Source organism: Streptomyces xanthochromogenes (genome assembly GCF_014650455.1).
GTDB lineage: Bacteria > Actinomycetota > Actinomycetes > Streptomycetales > Streptomycetaceae > Streptomyces > Streptomyces xanthochromogenes.
Window position 1 is genome coordinate 304,766 of sequence record NZ_BMUZ01000006.1, and the last position, 16,260, is coordinate 321,025.

A 16,260-nucleotide genomic window follows, 5' to 3' on the forward strand; every position below is an offset into this window, starting at 1 on the left:
GTCAGGCTTCGGCCCCGGCCCGGTCGCGCTGCTTGCGGGCGGCCATCCAGGCGTACACGAGGACGCCCGCGAAGAGGAACAGGACGCCCTGGTAGACGGCCTCGTAACCGGAGCCCGCCACCAGCCACATCGAGAAGCCGAAGGCCAGGACGGCGAGGACCGCGTCACGCACCAGGCGGGAGCGGCTGACGCGCTCCGGCCGGCCGGAGGCGAGGAAGTAGATCTGGGCGGCGGTCGACAGGAGGTAGGGGACGGTGGCCGTGAACGTGGTCACCAGCACCAGGATCTCGAAGACGCCCTTGGACCCGGCGGTGTAGTTGTAGACGGTGAGGAGCGAGGCGAGGACGGCGGTGACCAGGACGCCGACGGTCGGGACGCCGCGCCGCTTCTTGCCGAACACCTGCGGGAAGAGGCCGTCCTTGGCGGCGGCGTACGGGGTCTGGGCGCTGAGCAGCGTCCAGCCGTTGAGCGCGCCGACCATCGAGACGAGGGCGGCGAGCGCGACCGCGGTGCCGCCCCAGGAGCCGCCGAACATGGAGTTCACGGCGTCCGTGAAGGGTGCGGTGGAGGCGACGAGCGTGTTGTGCGGGACCGTACCGAAGACGGAGAGCGTTCCCAGGAGGTAGATCACGGCGGCGCCGAGCGTGCCCAGAATGGTGGCGCGGCCGACGTTGCGGCGCGGGTCGCGGACCTCGCCCGCGCTGACGGCGGCGGACTCGACTCCGAGGTAGCTGAAGAGCAGGATCGCGGCGGACGCCGAGATCGCGCCGAGTCCGGACTGGCCGCCCGCCTGGAAGGGGCCGAGGTTGGCCGGGTCGAAGAAGAACAGGCCGCCGACCGCGACGAGCAGCAGCGGAGCGAACTTCAGTACGGTGGCGACGAGTTGGACCGCTCCCACGTAGCGGGTACCGGCGAGGTTGGCGAGGGCCGGGAGCCACTGGAGCACCAGGGCCGCGGTGATCGTCGCCGCCTTGGACTCGCGTACGGGTATGAGTACGTCGAGGTAGCCGACGGCGGCGACCGCGAGGGCGGCGTTGGAGACCCAGGTGGTGATCCAGTAGGACCAGGCGGCGAGGAACCCGGCGAAGTCGCCGAAGGCCGCACGGGCGTAGACGTAGGGGCCGCCGGTCTGGGGATGGCGTTCGGCGAGCCGGCCGAAGACGAGGGCCAGCGTGATCGCTCCGGCGGTGAGCACGGCGAAGGCGACCAGGCTGATGGTGCCGAACGGGGCGACGGAGGCGGGCAGCAGGAAGATCCCGCCGCCGATGATGTTGCCCATGACCAGCGCGGTGGCGACCGGCAGGCCGAATTGCCGGGCGTGCTTGCTCTGGGTTTCTTGCGTGGTCATGACGGGGTGGCAGGCCTCTCGTACGGGACAAACCTGACCATGGTCGGGTACGTGAGGCAGTGCGCCAAATCAGCAGGTTTTGTCCTGTGCCGCCCGGCCAAGAACCGGAAATGATCCTTCCGTTCGCGCGGTCGGCGGCGAATCCTCCAGCCCGGTCGCGGCCTCGGCCTCCATCCCGGTCACGGCCGCGGCGCCCACCGGGATCTGCGGCCCCTGCCCCTCGCCCAGCCAGCGCCGCAGGACGTGGTGGACCTGTTCCGCGCCGACCAGTTGTCCGCCGTGCGGCACCGGTTCGGTGAGCTCCACGGGGGAGAGCAGGAAGGGGTGCGACTGCTCGCCGCCGAGCCCGCCGTGCGAGCCGATCTGCTCCTCGAAGGCGTGCACCTGTCCGGTGGCCGGGTCGTACATCGAGTTGACCATGATGTCGGCGGTGTGCGGGAAGGTGTCCGTGCGCCGCACCGCGTTGGCGGCGCCACGCCCGAATCCCTTCAACGGGCCTTCTCCGTCGGCGAGTTGGGCCAGCGGCACCGCGCTTCCGGCGCGCCCGAGCAGTACCGCACCGTGTTCCTCGCTGCGGACGAGGAGGAAGCCGATGCCGGGGTGGTTCGCCAGGGTCGTGAGCAGCGCCGGGTGGCGGCGGTCGATCTGCTCGCGGGTCATGCGGCCCTCGGTGTCGGGGAACGAGACCAGGCCGAGGTTTCCGGAGGCGAGCACGACCGGGTCGGACTCGCGCTGCGGCGGGTGGGTCTCGCCCTCCTCGACCGGCCGGTGCAGGGCGACCCGCACCGCGTACCGGGCCTCCGCGCCGCTGCGGGTGCGCCGGGCCCGGCGCGGCACGGGCAGCCCGCACCCGGCCCGCACGAGGTCCTTCAGGGTCAGCCCGAAAGCGCTCTCAAAGGTCTCGCCGGGGCTCTGGCCGTGGTCGGACAGGAGCACGATCCGGTAGGGCCGCGGGGCCTGCCCCGCGGCGCCGGCGATGAGGGCGAGGGAACGGTCGAGGCGCCTGAACACCTGGTCGGTGTCGCGGCCGCGCGGCCCGGAGTGGTGGGCGACCTCGTCGTAGGCGACGAGGTCGGCATAGACGGCGGTGCGCCCGGCCAGCAGGTCGCCCATGACGGCGGCGACCACCACGTCCCGCTCGACGACGGTCGCGAAGGCGCGGATGAAGGGGTAGAGGCCGCCGCGCTTGATGCGCGGTGTCTCTTTGCGGACCCGGGCCCGGGTCGACTGGGCGAGCTCGCGGCCGACCTCGGCGATGAAGGAGACCGCGGTACGGACCGCGTTGGCGGGGTCGGAGAAGTAGGCGAAGTATCCGGCGCGAGAGCGGTTGCGGCGCCCGCGCCGGGCGGCCGCCGTCAGAACGAGGGCCACCTGCTCGGCGCCGCCGGAGAACAGGTTGCCGCGGCTGGCCCCGTCGTGGGCGAGCAGCCCGCCGTCGCCGGTGCGCTCGACGGCCCGGCGCTGGAGTTCGACGGCGGAGGCGGGCCGGTTGGAGACCATCACCTCGCCGCTCTCCTTCTCGTACCAGCGGAAGGCCGGCACGTCGAAGTTGCTGCCGTGCAGGATGCCGAGCTGGCTGGCGCCGGTCTGGCTCGACCAGTCGGTGCGCCAGGGAGTGAGCCGGTGGGTGTCCTGGAGCCAGGCGGCCACGGTCGGCATCAGGCCGGTGTCGACGGCGTGCCGCAGCGTTCGTTCACCGACGCCGTCGAGCTGGATGAAGACGACGCCCGGAGGCTGCGGCGACGAATCGAGGCCGCGCCCGCGCCGGCGCCGGTCGGCGAGCCGGGAGAGCCTGCGCCGGTAGGCGTCGTCGTCACGGACGGCCAGCGCGGTCGAGGTCGCCGACGCCACCGCCGACATCACGGCGGCGACGATCACCGCGGTCTCGGGCTCGGCCGCGCCGTGGCCGGTCGGGATGAGGCGCAGCGCGACCAGGAGCAGCGAACCGTTGAGGAAGAACACCAGAAGGCCGAGCACCAGCGCAGGAACCAGCAGGAACGCCCGCACCACCAGCGGCCAGACCAGCGCGCTGAGCAGCCCGAACGCGCCCGCGCCCCACGCCGCGGTGAGCGCGACGCGGGTGATGCTCTCGCCGTTGTCGGAGGTCAGCTTGAAGTCGGGCAGGACACCGGCCAGCAGCATCATGGTGAGCGTCGAGACGACCCACACCACGATCACCCGGAGCAGGGCGCTGCCCGTCGTCCGCCATCGCCCCACTGCCGCCCGCCTCTCGCCTCGCCTGTTGCCTCCCAACCCTGCCATAAGGGGAGGTGGGAGCCGTGGCGTCGGCCTGCCGCGAGGGGCGCCCGCCGGGTCAGCAGCCGTCGTACCCGGCGGTGGGCATCGACAGGCGCCGGTGGATGTGCGCCTTCTTGGCACCGTCGTAGCCCGGCTCGTCGAGGCCCGCCGTCTCCAGGCGCACCCCGCGGCGCTCGCACTCGGCGGCGAACTCCGCCGCGGACGTCAACGCCCGTGCCAGCACACGCTCGTTGGGCGCCACGAAGACGTCGACGAGGCCCGCGTCCACGTCCGCCCACAGGCCCACGTGGTCCGGTCGCAGACCGTAGATGAGCAGCTGTCGGGTGATGACGTAGCCGCGGCCCGCGGCCCACTTCACGCACATCTCGTGCTGGCTGCGGGTGTCCACCAGGAAGGGGTCACGATCGAGTTCCTCGAGCGGGGTCAGACTGGCGATCGCCGCCACCCGTACATCGTCCGTGCGGTCCGTGTCGCCCATGTCGTCCCCCTGTACGAACTGCCGGGGGCCGACCCTACTCCCCCTCTATCCCCTCCCTCTCCCTGCCTTGACAGCGGCCCGGTCCTCCCGACAGGGCGACGGCTCGGGCTCCACGTCCTCGCCGACGGACGGCTGCTGGTGTGCGACGCCTGCCCGGCGGGCGGGGACCACCGCGGACGTCCTGCCCGGCGGACGGGACGACCCCGGACGGGCGGACCGCAATGGCCGGGCCGTGCTTTGCGCGCGGGGAGACTTAGGCTCGTCATCGGTCGTCATGCGTCGTCGTCGAGCGGAGAAGAGGTTTTCGTGCCGGTGGAGGTCACCTGGTGGGGTCATGCCACCTGCACGATCGAGGATTCCGGGGTGCGGCTGCTCACGGATCCGCTGTTCGCGCGCCGTCTCGCGCATCTGCGCCGGCGCCGGGGCGCGGTCCCGCCGCCCGAGGCCGCGGTGGCGGACGCGGTGCTCGTCTCGCACCTGCACGCCGATCATCTGCACCTGCCCTCGCTCGCCCGGGTCGCGCCCGGCACCCGGCTGATCGTTCCGGCCGGGGCGGCCCGTGCGGTGCCCGGGCTGCGACGGCTCGGGGCACAGGTCACCGAGGTGCGCGCCGGCGACACCGTCCAGATCGGGAACGTCCGGGTGCGGGCCGTGCCCGCCCTGCACGACGGCCGCCGGCTGCCGGTGGGACCGCTCCGCTCCCCCGCACTCGGTTACGTCGTCGAGGGGACGGCCAGGACGTACTTCGCGGGGGACACCGGCCTCTTCGACAGCATGGCGGACGCAGTAGGGCCCGTGGACGCGGCGCTGCTCCCGGTCGGCGGCTGGGGCCCGTACCTGGGACAGGGCCATCTCGACGCGGGGCGTGCGGCCGAGGCACTGGCCTTGCTGGGAGCGCTCTCCGCGGTGCCGGTGCACTACGGCACCTACTGGCCGATCGGCATGGACGGGGTGCGGCCGCACGAGTTCCACGCGCCGGGCGAGGAGTTCGTACGCCATGCGGCCCGGCTCGCTCCGAAGGCTGCGGTGCACCGGCTCGGGCACGGCGAGAACGTGCGGATCGAGGCCACCCGATGAACGCCGACCGGCTGCTGGCAGTCGCCGGGGTGGTGACGCCCGAGACGACCCAGCAGGCCGCCGGCTACCCGACGCTCTTCGTCCTGGTCGCCCTCGGGTCACTGCTTCCGGTGGTGCCGACGGGCGCCCTGGTTTCGACCGCCGCGGTGGTGGCCTTCCACCAGACCGCCTGGTTCTCGCTGCTCCTGGTGTTCGGCGTGGGGGCGCTGGCCGCGTTCATCGGTGATGTCGCGCTGTACTGGCTCGGGCAGCGCGGGGTGCGCTCGAAGAACGGCTCGCGCTGGCTCGCCGCCCTGCGCGGACGGGTCGCGCCGGACCACCTGGAACAGGCCCAGCGCAAGCTCGACGACCACGGGGTGGTGGTCCTGGTGCTCTCTCGTCTGGTGCCGGCCGGGCGGATTCCGATCATGCTGGCCTGCCTGCTCGGCGGGATGCGGCTGCGGGCGTTCATACACGGCGACATCCCGGCGTGCCTCGCGTGGGCGGGTGCGTACGGCCTGATCGGCATCCTCGGCGGCTCCCTGTTCGACGAGCCGTGGAAGGGCGTGGTGGTGGCCGTGGTCCTGACGCTGCTGATCAGCGGCGCTCCGGCGGGGTGGCGGCGGCTCCGGCGACGGCGGGGTGGGCCGGTTGCGCCGGAGGGTGGGTGAGAGCGCTCCCGGGGGGGGGCTGATGGTAGTGCTCCCACCCGGGGCTAGTGATAGCGATCCCACCCGGGCTAGTGATAGCGAGCCCGCAGGGGGCCAGTGCTAGCGCTCCCGCCGGGGGGAGGGCCGGTGAAAGGGCTCTCGGTCTTTCGGCTGCGGTATGGCCGCTCGTCGGCGCGGCGCGTGAGAGCGCTCTCGGTCTCAGTGAGGGCTCAGCAAGGCATGGCATCAGGCCGCGCGAGAGCGCTCTCACGCGTCACCTCCACGCTGTCCTCCGAAAGGGCTCGGCTCAGGACTCCGCCAGCACCCGTGAACCGCCCACCGGCAGGTCCCACAGGTCCTTTCGGGGGTGGCCGGCCCGCGCCCAGGCGGCTCTCACGCGGGTGAGCGGCTCCAGGACCGGTTCGGCGGACAGGACGAAGGCCGCCCAGTGCATCGGTGCCATCCGCAGGGCACCCAGGTCCGCGAAGGCCTGGACGGCCTCCTCCGGGTCGGTGTGGACGTCCTGCAGCCACCAGCGCGGGGCGTACGCGCCAATGGGGAGCAGCGCGAGATCGATGTCGGGGTACCGGCGGCCGATCTCCTTGAACCAGTGCCCGTACCCGGTGTCCCCGGCGAAGTAGAGCCTGCGCTGCCTTCGGTCGCCCAGGACCCAGCCGCCCCACAGCGAGCGGCAGGTGTCGGTGAGCCCGCGCTTGGACCAGTGGTGGGCCGGTACGAAGTCGAAACGGACGCCCTTGTATTCGGCCGCCTCCCACCAATCGAGCTCGGTGACGTGGTGGAAGCGGCGGCGCCGGAACCAACGGCCGAGACCCGCCGGGACGAAGAGCGGTGTGTCGCGCGGGAGCCGTTTGAGGGTGGGGGCGTCGAGGTGGTCGTAGTGGTTGTGGCTGATGACGACGGCGTCGACCGGCGGCAGGTCCTCCCAGCGCACTCCGACCGGGGTGATCCGGGGCGGGATGCCGAAAATGCGCCGCGACCAGACGGGGTCGGTCAGAACGGTGAGCCCGCCGATGCGGACGATCCAACTCGCGTGCCCCGCCCACGTCACGGCCAGCGTGTCGGTGTCGGCGGCCGGCAGGGGCCCCGGCGCGAACGGCAGGTCGGGGATGGCACGCAGCCCTTCCGGGCGGGGCCGGATGGCGCCCTCGCGCGCGAGACGGGCCATGGCACGTACCCCGGGGAGCGGGGCGGTGAGGCGGTCCGCGAACGAGCGGGGCCAGCGCCGCAGCTCACCGAGCGGTTGCAGCGCAGCCCCCGGGCCCGTGCCCGGCCCCGGGGGCTCACTCCGATCCGCCCGATCCGGCCGATCCGCTCGATCCGGCCGATCCGCCCGATCCGGCCGATCCGTCGGATGCACCTGGGCCGAGTTCTCCGTCTTCTCCGTCTGTTCCGTCTGTTCCGTCTGTTCCGTCATCGAGGCAACTCCGTTCGGTGGCGTCGCACGGGTCGGTGGCAGGGCGGGCGGTGCAGTAGCAGGGGGCGGCCCGGGGTGGCCGGTGCGGGAGGCCGCTCGGTGGGGGCGCGGCGGCGGTCGGTCACGGGTCAGCGCAGTTCCGTGAACACCGCGGCGAACCGGTCCAACGCCTCGCGCACGTGCGGAAGTTGGAGCGGGTCGGCCGCTTCGAGGGAGTCCAGGCGCTGCTCCTCGGTCGCACCGAGGAGCGGGCCGGTGGAGAGGCGGACGCGCAGGGCACCGAGTTCGTCGCCGAAACGGTGGCCGCCGGGGGCGGGGGCCGCGAGGCGGGCCGTCAGGTAGTCCTCCAGTTCCATGGAGTCGGTGACGCCGTGGGCGGCGAGACGGGCACGGAACGGGCCGAGGTCGGCGTAGAGGTGGCGCCCGGCCTGTGGGGGCCTGGCGAGGGCGCCGGCGTCGAGCACGGCGTGGTGGGCGGCGGCCGCGATACGGCCGTGCAGGGCCGCGGCCCGGCGGGTGCGCTCGACGACGGGGGCCGGCTCGGTGAGCGCCAGGGCGGCCGCCGCGGCCAGCGGGGCCGCGACGACCGCGCCGAGTGCGGCGAGGACGTCCAGGGTGCGGGCCCGGCGCGGGGCGTTGGCCGCGGTGTCCGGGAAGCGGGCGACGGCGGCGGGCCAGCCGGGCGGGGTGAAGGCGCCGCCGAGGTCGGCGAGGACGGTCACGTCCTCGGGGCACATCTCGGCGGGACTGATCGGCACCGTCTCGTGCGGGTGGTGGACGGTGTCGCGCCAGGTCTCGTCGCTGATGATGTGCAGCCCTTCGCCGACGGCCGCCTCGCAGGCCTCCCTCACGGTCTCGGGCGGCGCTACCGTGGCGGTCGGGTCGTCGGCCACGCACAGCAGGAGCAGCCGGGGCCTGCCGCCTTCGGCGCGTACCCGGCGGACGGTTTCGAGCAGGGCGTAGGGGTCGGGTACGCCGCCGCACTCGGCCGGGGTCGGCACGTGGTAGGAGGGGCGGCCGAGCAGGCGGGCCTGCGGGCTCCACCAGGCGGGGCACGGCCGGGGCAGCAGGACGTCACCGCCGTAGGCGCCGAGCAGGGCGATCAGCAGGGCCTGGGCTCCGGGGGCGGCGACGACCCGCTCCGCCGGGGTGGGCAGGCCTCGGCGCAGCCAGTAGCCGCGGGCCGCCTCGCGCAGTTCGGGGCCGCCGCCGGGCGGCTCGGGCTCGGTGCGCCCGGCCGCCGAGGCGAGGGCCTCGGCGAGTTCCGGGAGCACGGGCAGCCCGGGTCCGGGCGCGGGCGGTCCGTAGCGCACCGGTCCGCGCCCCGTGGCCGCCGTCCCCTGCATCCCGTTTCCTCCTCGGGCCCTGTCCGGCACGAGCCGTGCCTTTCATGCCTTTCCTGCCTTTATACGGAGGTTTGGCACACCGCGCCGCTTATACGGGTGCTGCGGGCACCCGGAGGCGACGGGGTCAGCGCTGGTGGCCCGCGAGGGCGGACAGTTCGGCTTCCAGGCCCCGGCCCTTGGCGCGTACGACCGCCTCGGCCACTTCGGCGAGTTTGCGGTTGGTGCGCTGCGAGATGGTGCGAAGGAGTCCGAAGGCCTGCTCGGCCTCGCAGCCCAGGACGTGTATGACGATGCCGCTCGCCTGGTCGATGACCGAGCGCGAACGCAGCGCGGTCTCCAGCTGTCCGACCTCGGCGAGCGCGGCGCGATAGCGGCGGTCGCGGAGCAGGCCGGTGGTGATCTCGTTGACCAGGATGCCGACGGGGCCGCGCACGCTCTGTTCGAGGGAGCCGGGCCGGTAGCCGTAGAGGCTGACGGTGACCTCGATCCCCGATCGCCGGTAGGGCAGGGTGACGCTGGAGCGTACGCCGGATTCGAGGGCGAGGGCGCGATAGCCGGGCCAGCGGTCCTCCGTCAACAGGTCCTCGGTGTCGACGGGTTCACCGGCCTCCAGCGCGCTCGGGATCGGACCGTCGCCGCAGGCGAGCTGGACGGCGGCGAGGGGCGCGAGGTCGGGGTGGGTGGCGGTGATCCGGCGTTCGGGGCCGCTGCCGCTGATGGTGGTCACCGCGCCGCAGCACGCCGGCGCGCAGCGCACCGACTGTTCGGCGAGCAGGGAGAGACGCCGTGCGGTGGTGGTGGTTTCGGGTTCCTGATGTTCCGGCTCGGGCAGCATCACAGAAACCTCCTCCTCCTGCGGCTGCCCGGCCCCCGACTCCCGAAACGGCGGGGCCGACGGCGCAGGACGACGGAGGTGGACAACGGCGGGGAACGACGAAACCGCGGGGCTCCGAAACAGCGAGGCTCCGGCACGGGGGTGAAGAGTTAGCTTTCTCCCATGACGCAGACGCAGGACGGCTTCGGCGAGGAACTGGCTGACTTCGTCAGACGGGTGGGCGAGCTGCGCACCGCGCGCGCCCGCCCGGCCGGTGAGCAGTCCGTGGTACTGGACGCGGCCCTGTTCGAACTCCAGCACGTGGCCGAGCAGTTGTGGCCGCGGTACGAGCGGATCGCAGCCGGGGCGGGGGCAGCAGCACCGGTCGACCGGCAGGAACGCCAGTTCCTCAAGGCCCTGTTCCAGCAGTTGCCGCTGCCGGTGGTCCTGGTCGACCGGGAGACCGTCGTACGCCGGCTGAACGTCGCGGCGACCGGCCTGACGGGGGTGCGGGCCGGCTACGCCACCGGACGGCCGCTCGCGTCGCTGCTCACGCCGGACGACCGGGCGGCGTTCCGCTCGCAGGCCGCCGCGGTGGCCCGGGGCGAGGGCGATCGCGGTCTCACGGTCCATCTCCAACAGCGGCCGTACGAGCCCCTGTTGGCGACACTGACCGCGCTGCGACCGCCGGACGAACCGCAACCGGCGGTGCTCGTCGTGTTCCAGGAGGGCAGCGCGCGCGGTTCGGCTGCCGTTCCCCCGCCGTCGGAACTGCCCGACCTGGTCGATTCGACCCGGCACGCCGAACTCATGGATGTCATCGAGGCCATGGCGTCCGAGCTGCTCCAACTGCCTCCAGGTGAAAAGGAGTCCGTGCTCGCCGCGGCAGCCGGAGTGCTGTGCGGGCGGTTCGCCGACTGGATCGTGGCCGACCTGGCCGGCGGCGCATTGCGGCGCGTCACCGTCCTGGGCCCTTCCGATCCCGCGGTGGCTCCGCTCCTTCACATGGTGGCCGGCCAGGACCCGGCGGACTGCCCTCTGGTCGTCGAGGCCGCACGGGCCGGCAACGGGGCGCTGCAGGTACAGCCCGAGGACATCGAGGGGTTCGGCCACGACGCCGCGGGGACCCCGGTCCTGGCCCGCGCCGAGGCGTCGTCCCTGATGTGCGTACCGCTGGGGTCGCCGGGGCCGGTGGCCGGGGTGCTCACCCTGTTCCGTACCGGATCGGCGCGGCCCTTCTCCCTGGCCGAGGGCCGCGCGCTGGACGTGATGGCCCGTCATATCGCTCTCGCTATGCGGCGTCCGGCTCCTGACGCACCGGCAGAAGCTCCTCCCTGCACCTCGGTTGAAGCGCCCGTATCACCTTCCTCGGCCGGGTCACCTCCTCCGCCCGCCGTGCTGCCGCGGCCCTGAGCCTCGCCTTCGCCTTCGCCCTCTCGGCCGCCGTCCCTGAGAGCCTCGTCCCTGAGAGCCTCGTTCCTGCGGGCCTCGTTCCTGCGGACTTCGTTCCTGTTCCCGCGGGCGCCGTTGCTGCGGACTTCGTTCCCGCGGGTCGCGTTCCTGCGGGTGCCGTCCCGCTGAGCTCCGTCCCCGCGGCGGCCGCCACCCCTGCTCCCGCTCCCGCTCCCGGGCGGAACGCTCGGGGGTTCTCGACACGTCGGCCTCGCACGCGCTGGACCCGCGCCTCCCGGCCCCGCAAGTCCTTGCCCCACAACTCCCGGCCCCGCGACTCCCGACCCTTCGGCTCCCGGCCCTTCAACTCCTCACCCGGCGGCGCCTCTTCGCGCAGGGCCTGTTCCCGCAGTCGGCTGCAGCAGCGCGTGATCAGCCGGGACACATGCATCTGCGAGATGCCGAGATCCTCCGCGATCCGGCTCTGGGTCATCTCCCGGAAGAACCGCATGTAGAGGATCTTCCGTTCGCGCTCGGGCAGGCAGCGCAGGCCCGGCTTGATGGCCTCGCGGTCGACTACGACGTCGAGGGCCGGGTCGGCGCTCCCCAGGGAGTCGCTCAGGCTGTATCCCTCGCCATCCCCCGGGAGTTCGGCGTCCAAGGAAAGCGCGCTGAAGCTGTTGATGGCTTCGAGCCCCGCTCTGACCTCGTCCTCGGTCATGCCGGTGTGCGCCGCGAGATCCGCCGTACTGGGCCGCTGGGCCGAGCCGTTCGCGGCGAGCTCCTGCGTCGCCGAACGCACGCGACCCCTCAAGTCCTGTACCCGGCGCGGCACATGAAGGGTCCACATGTGGTCGCGGAAGTGCCGCTTGATCTCACCGGTGATGGTGGGCACGGCGTAACTCTCGAAGGCGGCACCGCGGCTCGGGTCGTACCGGTCGACGGCCTTGACGAGTCCGAGCGCCGCGACCTGACGGAGGTCCTCAAGGGCCTCGCCCCGGTTCCGGAAGCGGCCGGCGAGGCGCTCGGACATGGGCAGCCAGGCGCGGACGAGGTCCTGGCGCAGGGTGTCCCGTTCGGGCCCGTCCGGCAGTGCCGCGAGGCGTTCGAAGGCGGCCGCGGTCCTGGGCGCGTCGTCGTGCGGGTGCCTGTGGTTCGCCGTGCTGGTGTCGGTACGCATATGCGATCCAGCTCCCTGGAACGGTGCGGCGGTTGGTTGTCACCGGGGAGCCTGCGGCCGGGCGTCGTGGCACGCCCGGAGCGGACAGCCGCTCCCACGGACGTGCCTCCGGTCCGAAGCACGGAATTCGCCTGCCCGGGCCTTGTCGGGCCAAACGTGGCGTAAACCCCAAGGGCTGGGAAAACGTGTTTCCCGCGGGCCGGGGCCGGTACCCGGCCCGGGTGGGGACAGCCACGTGCACGCGGCGGCGGTCGTCATCGCGCAGACCTGCCGCCGGGAGCCGAGCCGCAGGTCGGGGGCCGGTTGGGCGGGAGGCGGCCGGGTAGTCGCGTGCCATGACTGACTCTCCTTGGCACAAGCGACTCGGCGCCCGGGACAAGGCGCTCTTCGACTTCGCGGCCACCCGGCACTGGCCGGCCGCCGAAGCGGTTCTGCCCCGGCTGAGCCGTTCCGCCAACCACGGCGCCCTCTGGTTCGCGACCGCCGCCGTCATGAACGCGACCCGCTCACCCCGGGCCCGGCGTGCCGCGCTGCGCGGCGTCGCCTCACTCGCGCTGGCCTCGCTGACCGTGAACACGGTGGCCAAGCACTCGGTGCGCCGGGCCCGTCCGCTGGCCGACGCGGTGCCGCTGGTACGGCAGTTGAAGCGTCGGCCGATCACCACGTCGTTCCCCTCGGGCCACTCCGCATCCGCCGCGGCGTTCGTCGCGGGTGTCGCCCTGGAGTCGCGGGCCTGGGGCGCGGCCCTGGCCCCGCTGGGATTCTCGGTGGCCGCATCCCGTGTGTACACCGGGGTGCACTATCCGGGAGATGTGCTGGCGGGTGCGGCACTCGGCGTGGGTGCCGCCTTCGCCGTGCGCGGTCTGGTGCCGACCCGGGCCCAACTCCCGCCGCCGGGGCGCCCGCACGCCGAGGCGCCCGCGCTGCCCGCGGGTCGGGACCTGGTCGTCGTCGCCAACCGGGCCTCCGGCACCGCGCTCGCCAAGGCCGATCTGGTACGCCGGGCGCTGCCGCTCGCGGAGGTCGTCGAGTGCGATCCCGACGAACTGCCGACGGCCCTGGAGAAGGCAGCGGGGCGCGGCCGGGTGCTCGGGGTGTGCGGTGGCGACGGCACGGTCAATCTGGCGGCGTCGGTCGCGGCCCGCGTCGGTGTGCCGCTCGCCGTGTTCCCGGGCGGCACGCTCAACCACTTCGCGCTCGACCTCGGCATAGAAGAGGTGCAGGACACCTGCCGGGCCCTGGTGTCGGGCGACGCGGTGCGGGTGGACCTCGGCCGGTTCAGGCCGGGACCCGACGGCGCGGACGCCGGGTACTTCGTCAACACGTTCAGCCTGGGCGTCTATCCGGAGCTGGTGCGGGTGCGCGAGCGCTGGTCGCCCCGGATCGGCGGCTGGGCGGCGGGGATTCTCGGCGCCTACAAGGTGCTGCGCGGCGAGCGGCCGTTGCCGGCCGATCCGAACGGCAGTCGTCCCGCGCTGTGGCTCCTGTTCGCGGGCAACTGTGTCTACCAACGGCTCGGCCCGGCGCCCGCCCGCCGCTTCGACCTGGCCGACGGACTCCTCGATGTGCGTGCGGTACGCGGCGGCCGACTGCCCGGACTGCATCTCCTGGCCGCCGCCCTCGCGGGTCCGCTGCGCCGCTCCCCCGTGCACGCCACGCACCGCACCGGACGCCTCGACGTCGCGGGTCTCGCCGAGGGCACTTCACTGGCGTACGACGGTGAAGTAGCGCGAGCACCGGCCGAGTTGACGCTGGACAAGCTCCCGGAGGCCCTCACGGTCTACCGCCCGCAGGTGCGCCTCTGACGCTTCCGGGCGCCCCAACATCGCTGCTGCGGACAGCATTTGAGGCAGCCGACGACCACCGATCGCCCGCCATCCGGGCCCTCCCCTCTCGAACCCCGAAACCCTCGAACCCTCGAACGCGTCGCTCAGCACGGCGCGACATTGCTCGGCGGCGCTCGGGGGGAGGAGGAAGGCCCGGCCGGTCCCCTTGGAACACCCCGGAGCGGACGAGGAATCGGACGTCTGCCGACTGCCGCGGCAAACCGTCACCTCGGCAGGCCGCCGCCCGTCCACCCCGGCAGGCCGTCCGTCTACCTCGGGAGCAGGGGACCGAGCGGGCCGAGGTCGATGTTGAGGTCTTCCGGGCGCAGCCCGAACTTCGACCGCAGCTCGCCCATCCGGTTCTCCAGGAGCATCAGCGTGAGCCCGATCCGCTCCTCCTGGTCCTCGGTGAGTTCGCCGGTCTCCACCCGGCGCAGCGCCTGGCGCTCCATGAGCTGACGCAGCAGCTCCACGACGGTCAGAACGAGCCGCGCGAGATCGCGCTCCACGGTGTCGGGATCGAGCTCCACCCGGCGCCGGGGCTTGCCCGCGCTCTCCGCGCTGTCCGTCCTCTCGCGCGCGGGCTGCGGACCTGCCGGGTCTCCCAGCCCTCCGAGCGCGCGCTCGGTCACGTCGTTCAGCAGGTCGCCGTTCAGCAGGTCGTCGATCACGCGGGCTCCTCGTAGTCGAGATCCTGGAAGGGTGACGGGACTTCGGCGCTGACCGAGCTCACGAGGGCATTCAGGTCGATGCGTACGAGGTCCACGTCCGCGATCCGCAGTGTGAGGTCGCCGGTGATCACCACGCCACCGGCCAGCAGCCGGTCGAGCAGGTCGACCAGGGCGATCTCGCGCTGGGCGAGCGCATCGCCGTCGTTCACGACTCCCCCTGGCCCGGGCCGCCTTCGGGGCCGTCGTCCTGGCCGTCGTCCTGGCCGTCGTCCTGGCCGGACGCGAAGGAATAGGGCGCCCAGGGGCCGGTCAGCTCCACGCGGACGTCCTCGCCCTGCGGGGTGCGCTCGCGCACCGCCGCCACGAACTCCTCGCTCCGCTCGCGCGGCACCAGGTAGGCGGCGTTGAGAACGTTCTCACCGGGCGCACCGGAGAGCCGTCCGCTCTGCGGCGGGTGCAGGCGCCCGGCCTCGGCGCGCTCGCACAGGTCGGCGTGCAGGGCCCGGGAGAGCGTTCCCGCGCGCTGCCAGCTCCGGTCACGGTTCTGGCGCTGGCCGAGCCGTCGGCGCAGGTACTCCCGTCCGGTGGCCGCCGTCAACTCCGGTGCGGGCGCCGCCCGTTCGGGAGGTGCGGACTCGGCGTACACCTTGACGCCCCACTCGACGCGCCCGTCCAGGCGCTCGATGGCGGACTCGAAACGGGCCCTCCCGGAGTCCAGGAGGCGGCGCACCCCGTTCTCGTCCCGGCACACCGTGGCGAGCCTGAGCGGCACGGGGCAGCCGACCGTGGCGAGCGCCGCGATCACCGCCTGGTGGTTGCGGGCGACCTCGGCGAGCCAGTCCAGGTCCTCCAGATGGGCGCGGAGCGGGGCGGCGTCGAAGTGTTCCGCGGGGACGCGGCTCACCGCCGCGCACAGCCCCCGGTGCTCGATCAGTGCGGGTGGTTCGCCGTCGAGAGCGCGCACCGCGTCGGGGAGCGCGGCGGCGAAGGGGCGCGTCACGGCGTACACGTACAGCAGTTGGCCGCCGTCGTTCATCGGTCACCACTGCCGTCCGGATCGGAGCTCTCGTCACCCTTGGCCGGTGTAGAGCTCTCGTCCCCCTTGGCCGACATGGAGCGCCCGGCCCCCTTCGCCGCCGTGGAGCGCCCGGCCGTCTTGGTCGATGGGGAGCTCGCGCTCTTCTGCGCCCTGGCTTCGGTGACGGTTTCAGGAGCGGCTTCGGGAGCGCTCTCAAGGGGGCGGGACGCGGCCTCCAGGGCCGCTATTCGAGCCTTCAACTCATCGTTCTCACGCGATAGTTCACGGCGGCGGGCGCCGGTGGAGAGGGCGGGGTCGTCCTCCCACCAGTCGATGCCCATTTCCTTCGCCTTGTCGATCGAGGCGACGATGAGCCGCAGTTTGATCGTGAGAAGTTCGATGTCGAGGAGGTTGATGCGGATGTCCCCGGCGATGACGATTCCCTTGTCGAGGACGCGTTCGAGTATGTCGGCCAGGTTCGCACCGCCGCCATCGGGCTGGTACGCGTCGGGAAAACGTGCCGGGGTCACCATCAGGTCCTCCGCGGATCGGCTACGCCTTTGGCGAGGTGTTCGAGCCGGTCGAGGAGCTCGTCCTCGCGCCGGTCGAACTCTGCCTCGTCGATCTCACCGCTGGTCAGTTGCTTTTCCAGTGCCGCGAGTTCGCGGCGCACGGTGGCGGGGTCGTAGTACTGCCGCTCCGCCTCCGCGGCGACCTGCCCGAGCACCCAGAAGGTGCCGCGGACGGGCGCCGCCGGAAGCAGCAGCAGTTCCTTCAGGAGTCCCAC

General features: G+C 73.0%; 15 protein-coding genes and 1 pseudogene. 4 read left to right on the forward strand and 12 right to left on the reverse strand.

What is annotated here, in order from left to right:
- Nucleotide 1 precedes the first annotated feature (1 nt).
- The 3 genes from IE267_RS18160 to IE267_RS18170 form a co-directional block, all read right to left on the reverse strand.
- Complete coding sequence (locus IE267_RS18160) at nt 2-1,348, reverse strand: amino acid permease (RefSeq protein WP_189763929.1); 1,347 nt, start codon at nt 1,346-1,348, stop codon at nt 2-4.
- A 69-nt stretch (nt 1,349-1,417) separates the two neighbouring features.
- The gene (locus IE267_RS18165; protein WP_189763930.1) at nt 1,418-3,610 is read right to left on the reverse strand and encodes a phage holin family protein; all 2,193 of its coding nucleotides are present in this window, start codon (nt 3,608-3,610) and stop codon (nt 1,418-1,420) included.
- Between the two features lie 52 nt (nt 3,611-3,662).
- A complete protein-coding gene (locus IE267_RS18170) occupies nt 3,663-4,085 on the reverse strand; it encodes a hypothetical protein (protein ID WP_167152515.1) in 423 nt (140 codons plus the stop codon).
- 306 nt (nt 4,086-4,391) lie between these two features.
- On the opposite strand from IE267_RS18170, the gene IE267_RS18175 reads away from it, so the two are divergent.
- Nucleotides 4,392-5,162: an MBL fold metallo-hydrolase gene (locus tag IE267_RS18175; RefSeq protein ID WP_189763931.1), complete on the forward strand. Its 771-nt coding sequence runs from the start codon at nt 4,392-4,394 to the stop codon at nt 5,160-5,162.
- The gene (locus tag IE267_RS18180) at nt 5,159-5,812 is read left to right on the forward strand and encodes a DedA family protein (protein WP_189763932.1); all 654 of its coding nucleotides are present in this window, start codon (nt 5,159-5,161) and stop codon (nt 5,810-5,812) included. The genes IE267_RS18175 and IE267_RS18180 overlap by 4 nt, the downstream gene beginning before the upstream one ends.
- 286 nt (nt 5,813-6,098) lie before the next feature.
- Here the strand turns inward: IE267_RS18180 and IE267_RS18185 are convergent, their stop codons facing one another.
- The 3 genes from IE267_RS18185 to IE267_RS18195 form a co-directional block, all read right to left on the reverse strand.
- Complete coding sequence (locus IE267_RS18185; protein WP_189763933.1) at nt 6,099-7,226, reverse strand: MBL fold metallo-hydrolase; 1,128 nt, start codon at nt 7,224-7,226, stop codon at nt 6,099-6,101.
- 128 nt (nt 7,227-7,354) lie between these two features.
- Entirely contained in the window at nt 7,355-8,572 is a 1,218-nt protein-coding gene (locus IE267_RS18190) for an aminotransferase class I/II-fold pyridoxal phosphate-dependent enzyme (RefSeq protein ID WP_167152518.1), read from the reverse strand.
- 124 nt (nt 8,573-8,696) lie between these two features.
- The gene (locus IE267_RS18195) at nt 8,697-9,407 is read right to left on the reverse strand and encodes an ANTAR domain-containing response regulator (RefSeq protein WP_189763934.1); all 711 of its coding nucleotides are present in this window, start codon (nt 9,405-9,407) and stop codon (nt 8,697-8,699) included.
- A gap of 162 nt (nt 9,408-9,569) precedes the next feature.
- On the opposite strand from IE267_RS18195, the gene IE267_RS18200 reads away from it, so the two are divergent.
- On the forward strand, nt 9,570-10,799 hold the full coding sequence (locus IE267_RS18200) for a PAS domain-containing protein (RefSeq protein ID WP_189763935.1): 1,230 nt from the start codon (nt 9,570-9,572) through the stop codon (nt 10,797-10,799).
- A 361-nt stretch (nt 10,800-11,160) separates the two neighbouring features.
- Here IE267_RS18200 and IE267_RS18205 read toward each other — a convergent pair.
- Nucleotides 11,161-11,958 (reverse strand): annotated as a pseudogene (locus tag IE267_RS18205) (SigB/SigF/SigG family RNA polymerase sigma factor); the annotation flags it as partial.
- Between the two features lie 335 nt (nt 11,959-12,293).
- On the opposite strand from IE267_RS18205, the gene IE267_RS18210 reads away from it, so the two are divergent.
- The gene (locus tag IE267_RS18210; RefSeq protein WP_189763936.1) at nt 12,294-13,763 is read left to right on the forward strand and encodes a bifunctional phosphatase PAP2/diacylglycerol kinase family protein; all 1,470 of its coding nucleotides are present in this window, start codon (nt 12,294-12,296) and stop codon (nt 13,761-13,763) included.
- A 290-nt stretch (nt 13,764-14,053) separates the two neighbouring features.
- Here IE267_RS18210 and IE267_RS40435 read toward each other — a convergent pair whose 3' ends face one another.
- The 5 genes from IE267_RS40435 to IE267_RS18235 all read right to left on the reverse strand — a co-directional run bounded on the left by IE267_RS40435 (nt 14,054) and on the right by IE267_RS18235 (nt 16,260).
- Entirely contained in the window at nt 14,054-14,314 is a 261-nt protein-coding gene (locus IE267_RS40435; protein ID WP_100575206.1) for a gas vesicle protein K, read from the reverse strand.
- A gap of 137 nt (nt 14,315-14,451) precedes the next feature.
- Nucleotides 14,452-14,664 (reverse strand): gas vesicle protein, encoded by a 213-nt coding sequence (locus IE267_RS18220; protein WP_167152522.1) that lies wholly within the window; start codon nt 14,662-14,664, stop codon nt 14,452-14,454.
- Nucleotides 14,661-15,491 (reverse strand): GvpL/GvpF family gas vesicle protein, encoded by an 831-nt coding sequence (locus tag IE267_RS18225; protein ID WP_189763937.1) that lies wholly within the window; start codon nt 15,489-15,491, stop codon nt 14,661-14,663. The genes IE267_RS18220 and IE267_RS18225 overlap by 4 nt, the downstream gene beginning before the upstream one ends.
- Nucleotides 15,488-16,006: a gas vesicle protein gene (locus IE267_RS39665; protein ID WP_167152524.1), complete on the reverse strand. Its 519-nt coding sequence runs from the start codon at nt 16,004-16,006 to the stop codon at nt 15,488-15,490. The genes IE267_RS18225 and IE267_RS39665 overlap by 4 nt, the downstream gene beginning before the upstream one ends.
- Nucleotides 16,006-16,260, reverse strand: a complete 255-nt coding sequence (locus IE267_RS18235; RefSeq protein ID WP_189763938.1) for a gas vesicle protein GvpG — start codon at nt 16,258-16,260, stop codon at nt 16,006-16,008. Before IE267_RS18235 ends, IE267_RS39665 begins: the two co-directional genes overlap by 1 nt.

Coding starts and splice junctions, on each gene's coding strand:
- IE267_RS18160 (WP_189763929.1), bottom strand. CDS start 1,348: ATGACCACGCAAGAAACCCAGAGCAAGCACGCCCGGCAATTCGGCCTG.
- IE267_RS18165 (WP_189763930.1), bottom strand. CDS start 3,610: ATGGCAGGGTTGGGAGGCAACAGGCGAGGCGAGAGGCGGGCGGCAGTG.
- IE267_RS18170 (WP_167152515.1), bottom strand. CDS start 4,085: ATGGGCGACACGGACCGCACGGACGATGTACGGGTGGCGGCGATCGCC.
- IE267_RS18180 (WP_189763932.1), top strand. CDS start 5,159: ATGAACGCCGACCGGCTGCTGGCAGTCGCCGGGGTGGTGACGCCCGAG.
- IE267_RS18185 (WP_189763933.1), bottom strand. CDS start 7,226: ATGACGGAACAGACGGAACAGACGGAACAGACGGAGAAGACGGAGAAC.
- IE267_RS18190 (WP_167152518.1), bottom strand. CDS start 8,572: ATGCAGGGGACGGCGGCCACGGGGCGCGGACCGGTGCGCTACGGACCG.
- IE267_RS18195 (WP_189763934.1), bottom strand. CDS start 9,407: ATGCTGCCCGAGCCGGAACATCAGGAACCCGAAACCACCACCACCGCA.
- IE267_RS18200 (WP_189763935.1), top strand. CDS start 9,570: ATGACGCAGACGCAGGACGGCTTCGGCGAGGAACTGGCTGACTTCGTC.
- IE267_RS18210 (WP_189763936.1), top strand. CDS start 12,294: ATGACTGACTCTCCTTGGCACAAGCGACTCGGCGCCCGGGACAAGGCG.
- IE267_RS18225 (WP_189763937.1), bottom strand. CDS start 15,491: ATGAACGACGGCGGCCAACTGCTGTACGTGTACGCCGTGACGCGCCCC.
- IE267_RS39665 (WP_167152524.1), bottom strand. CDS start 16,006: ATGGTGACCCCGGCACGTTTTCCCGACGCGTACCAGCCCGATGGCGGC.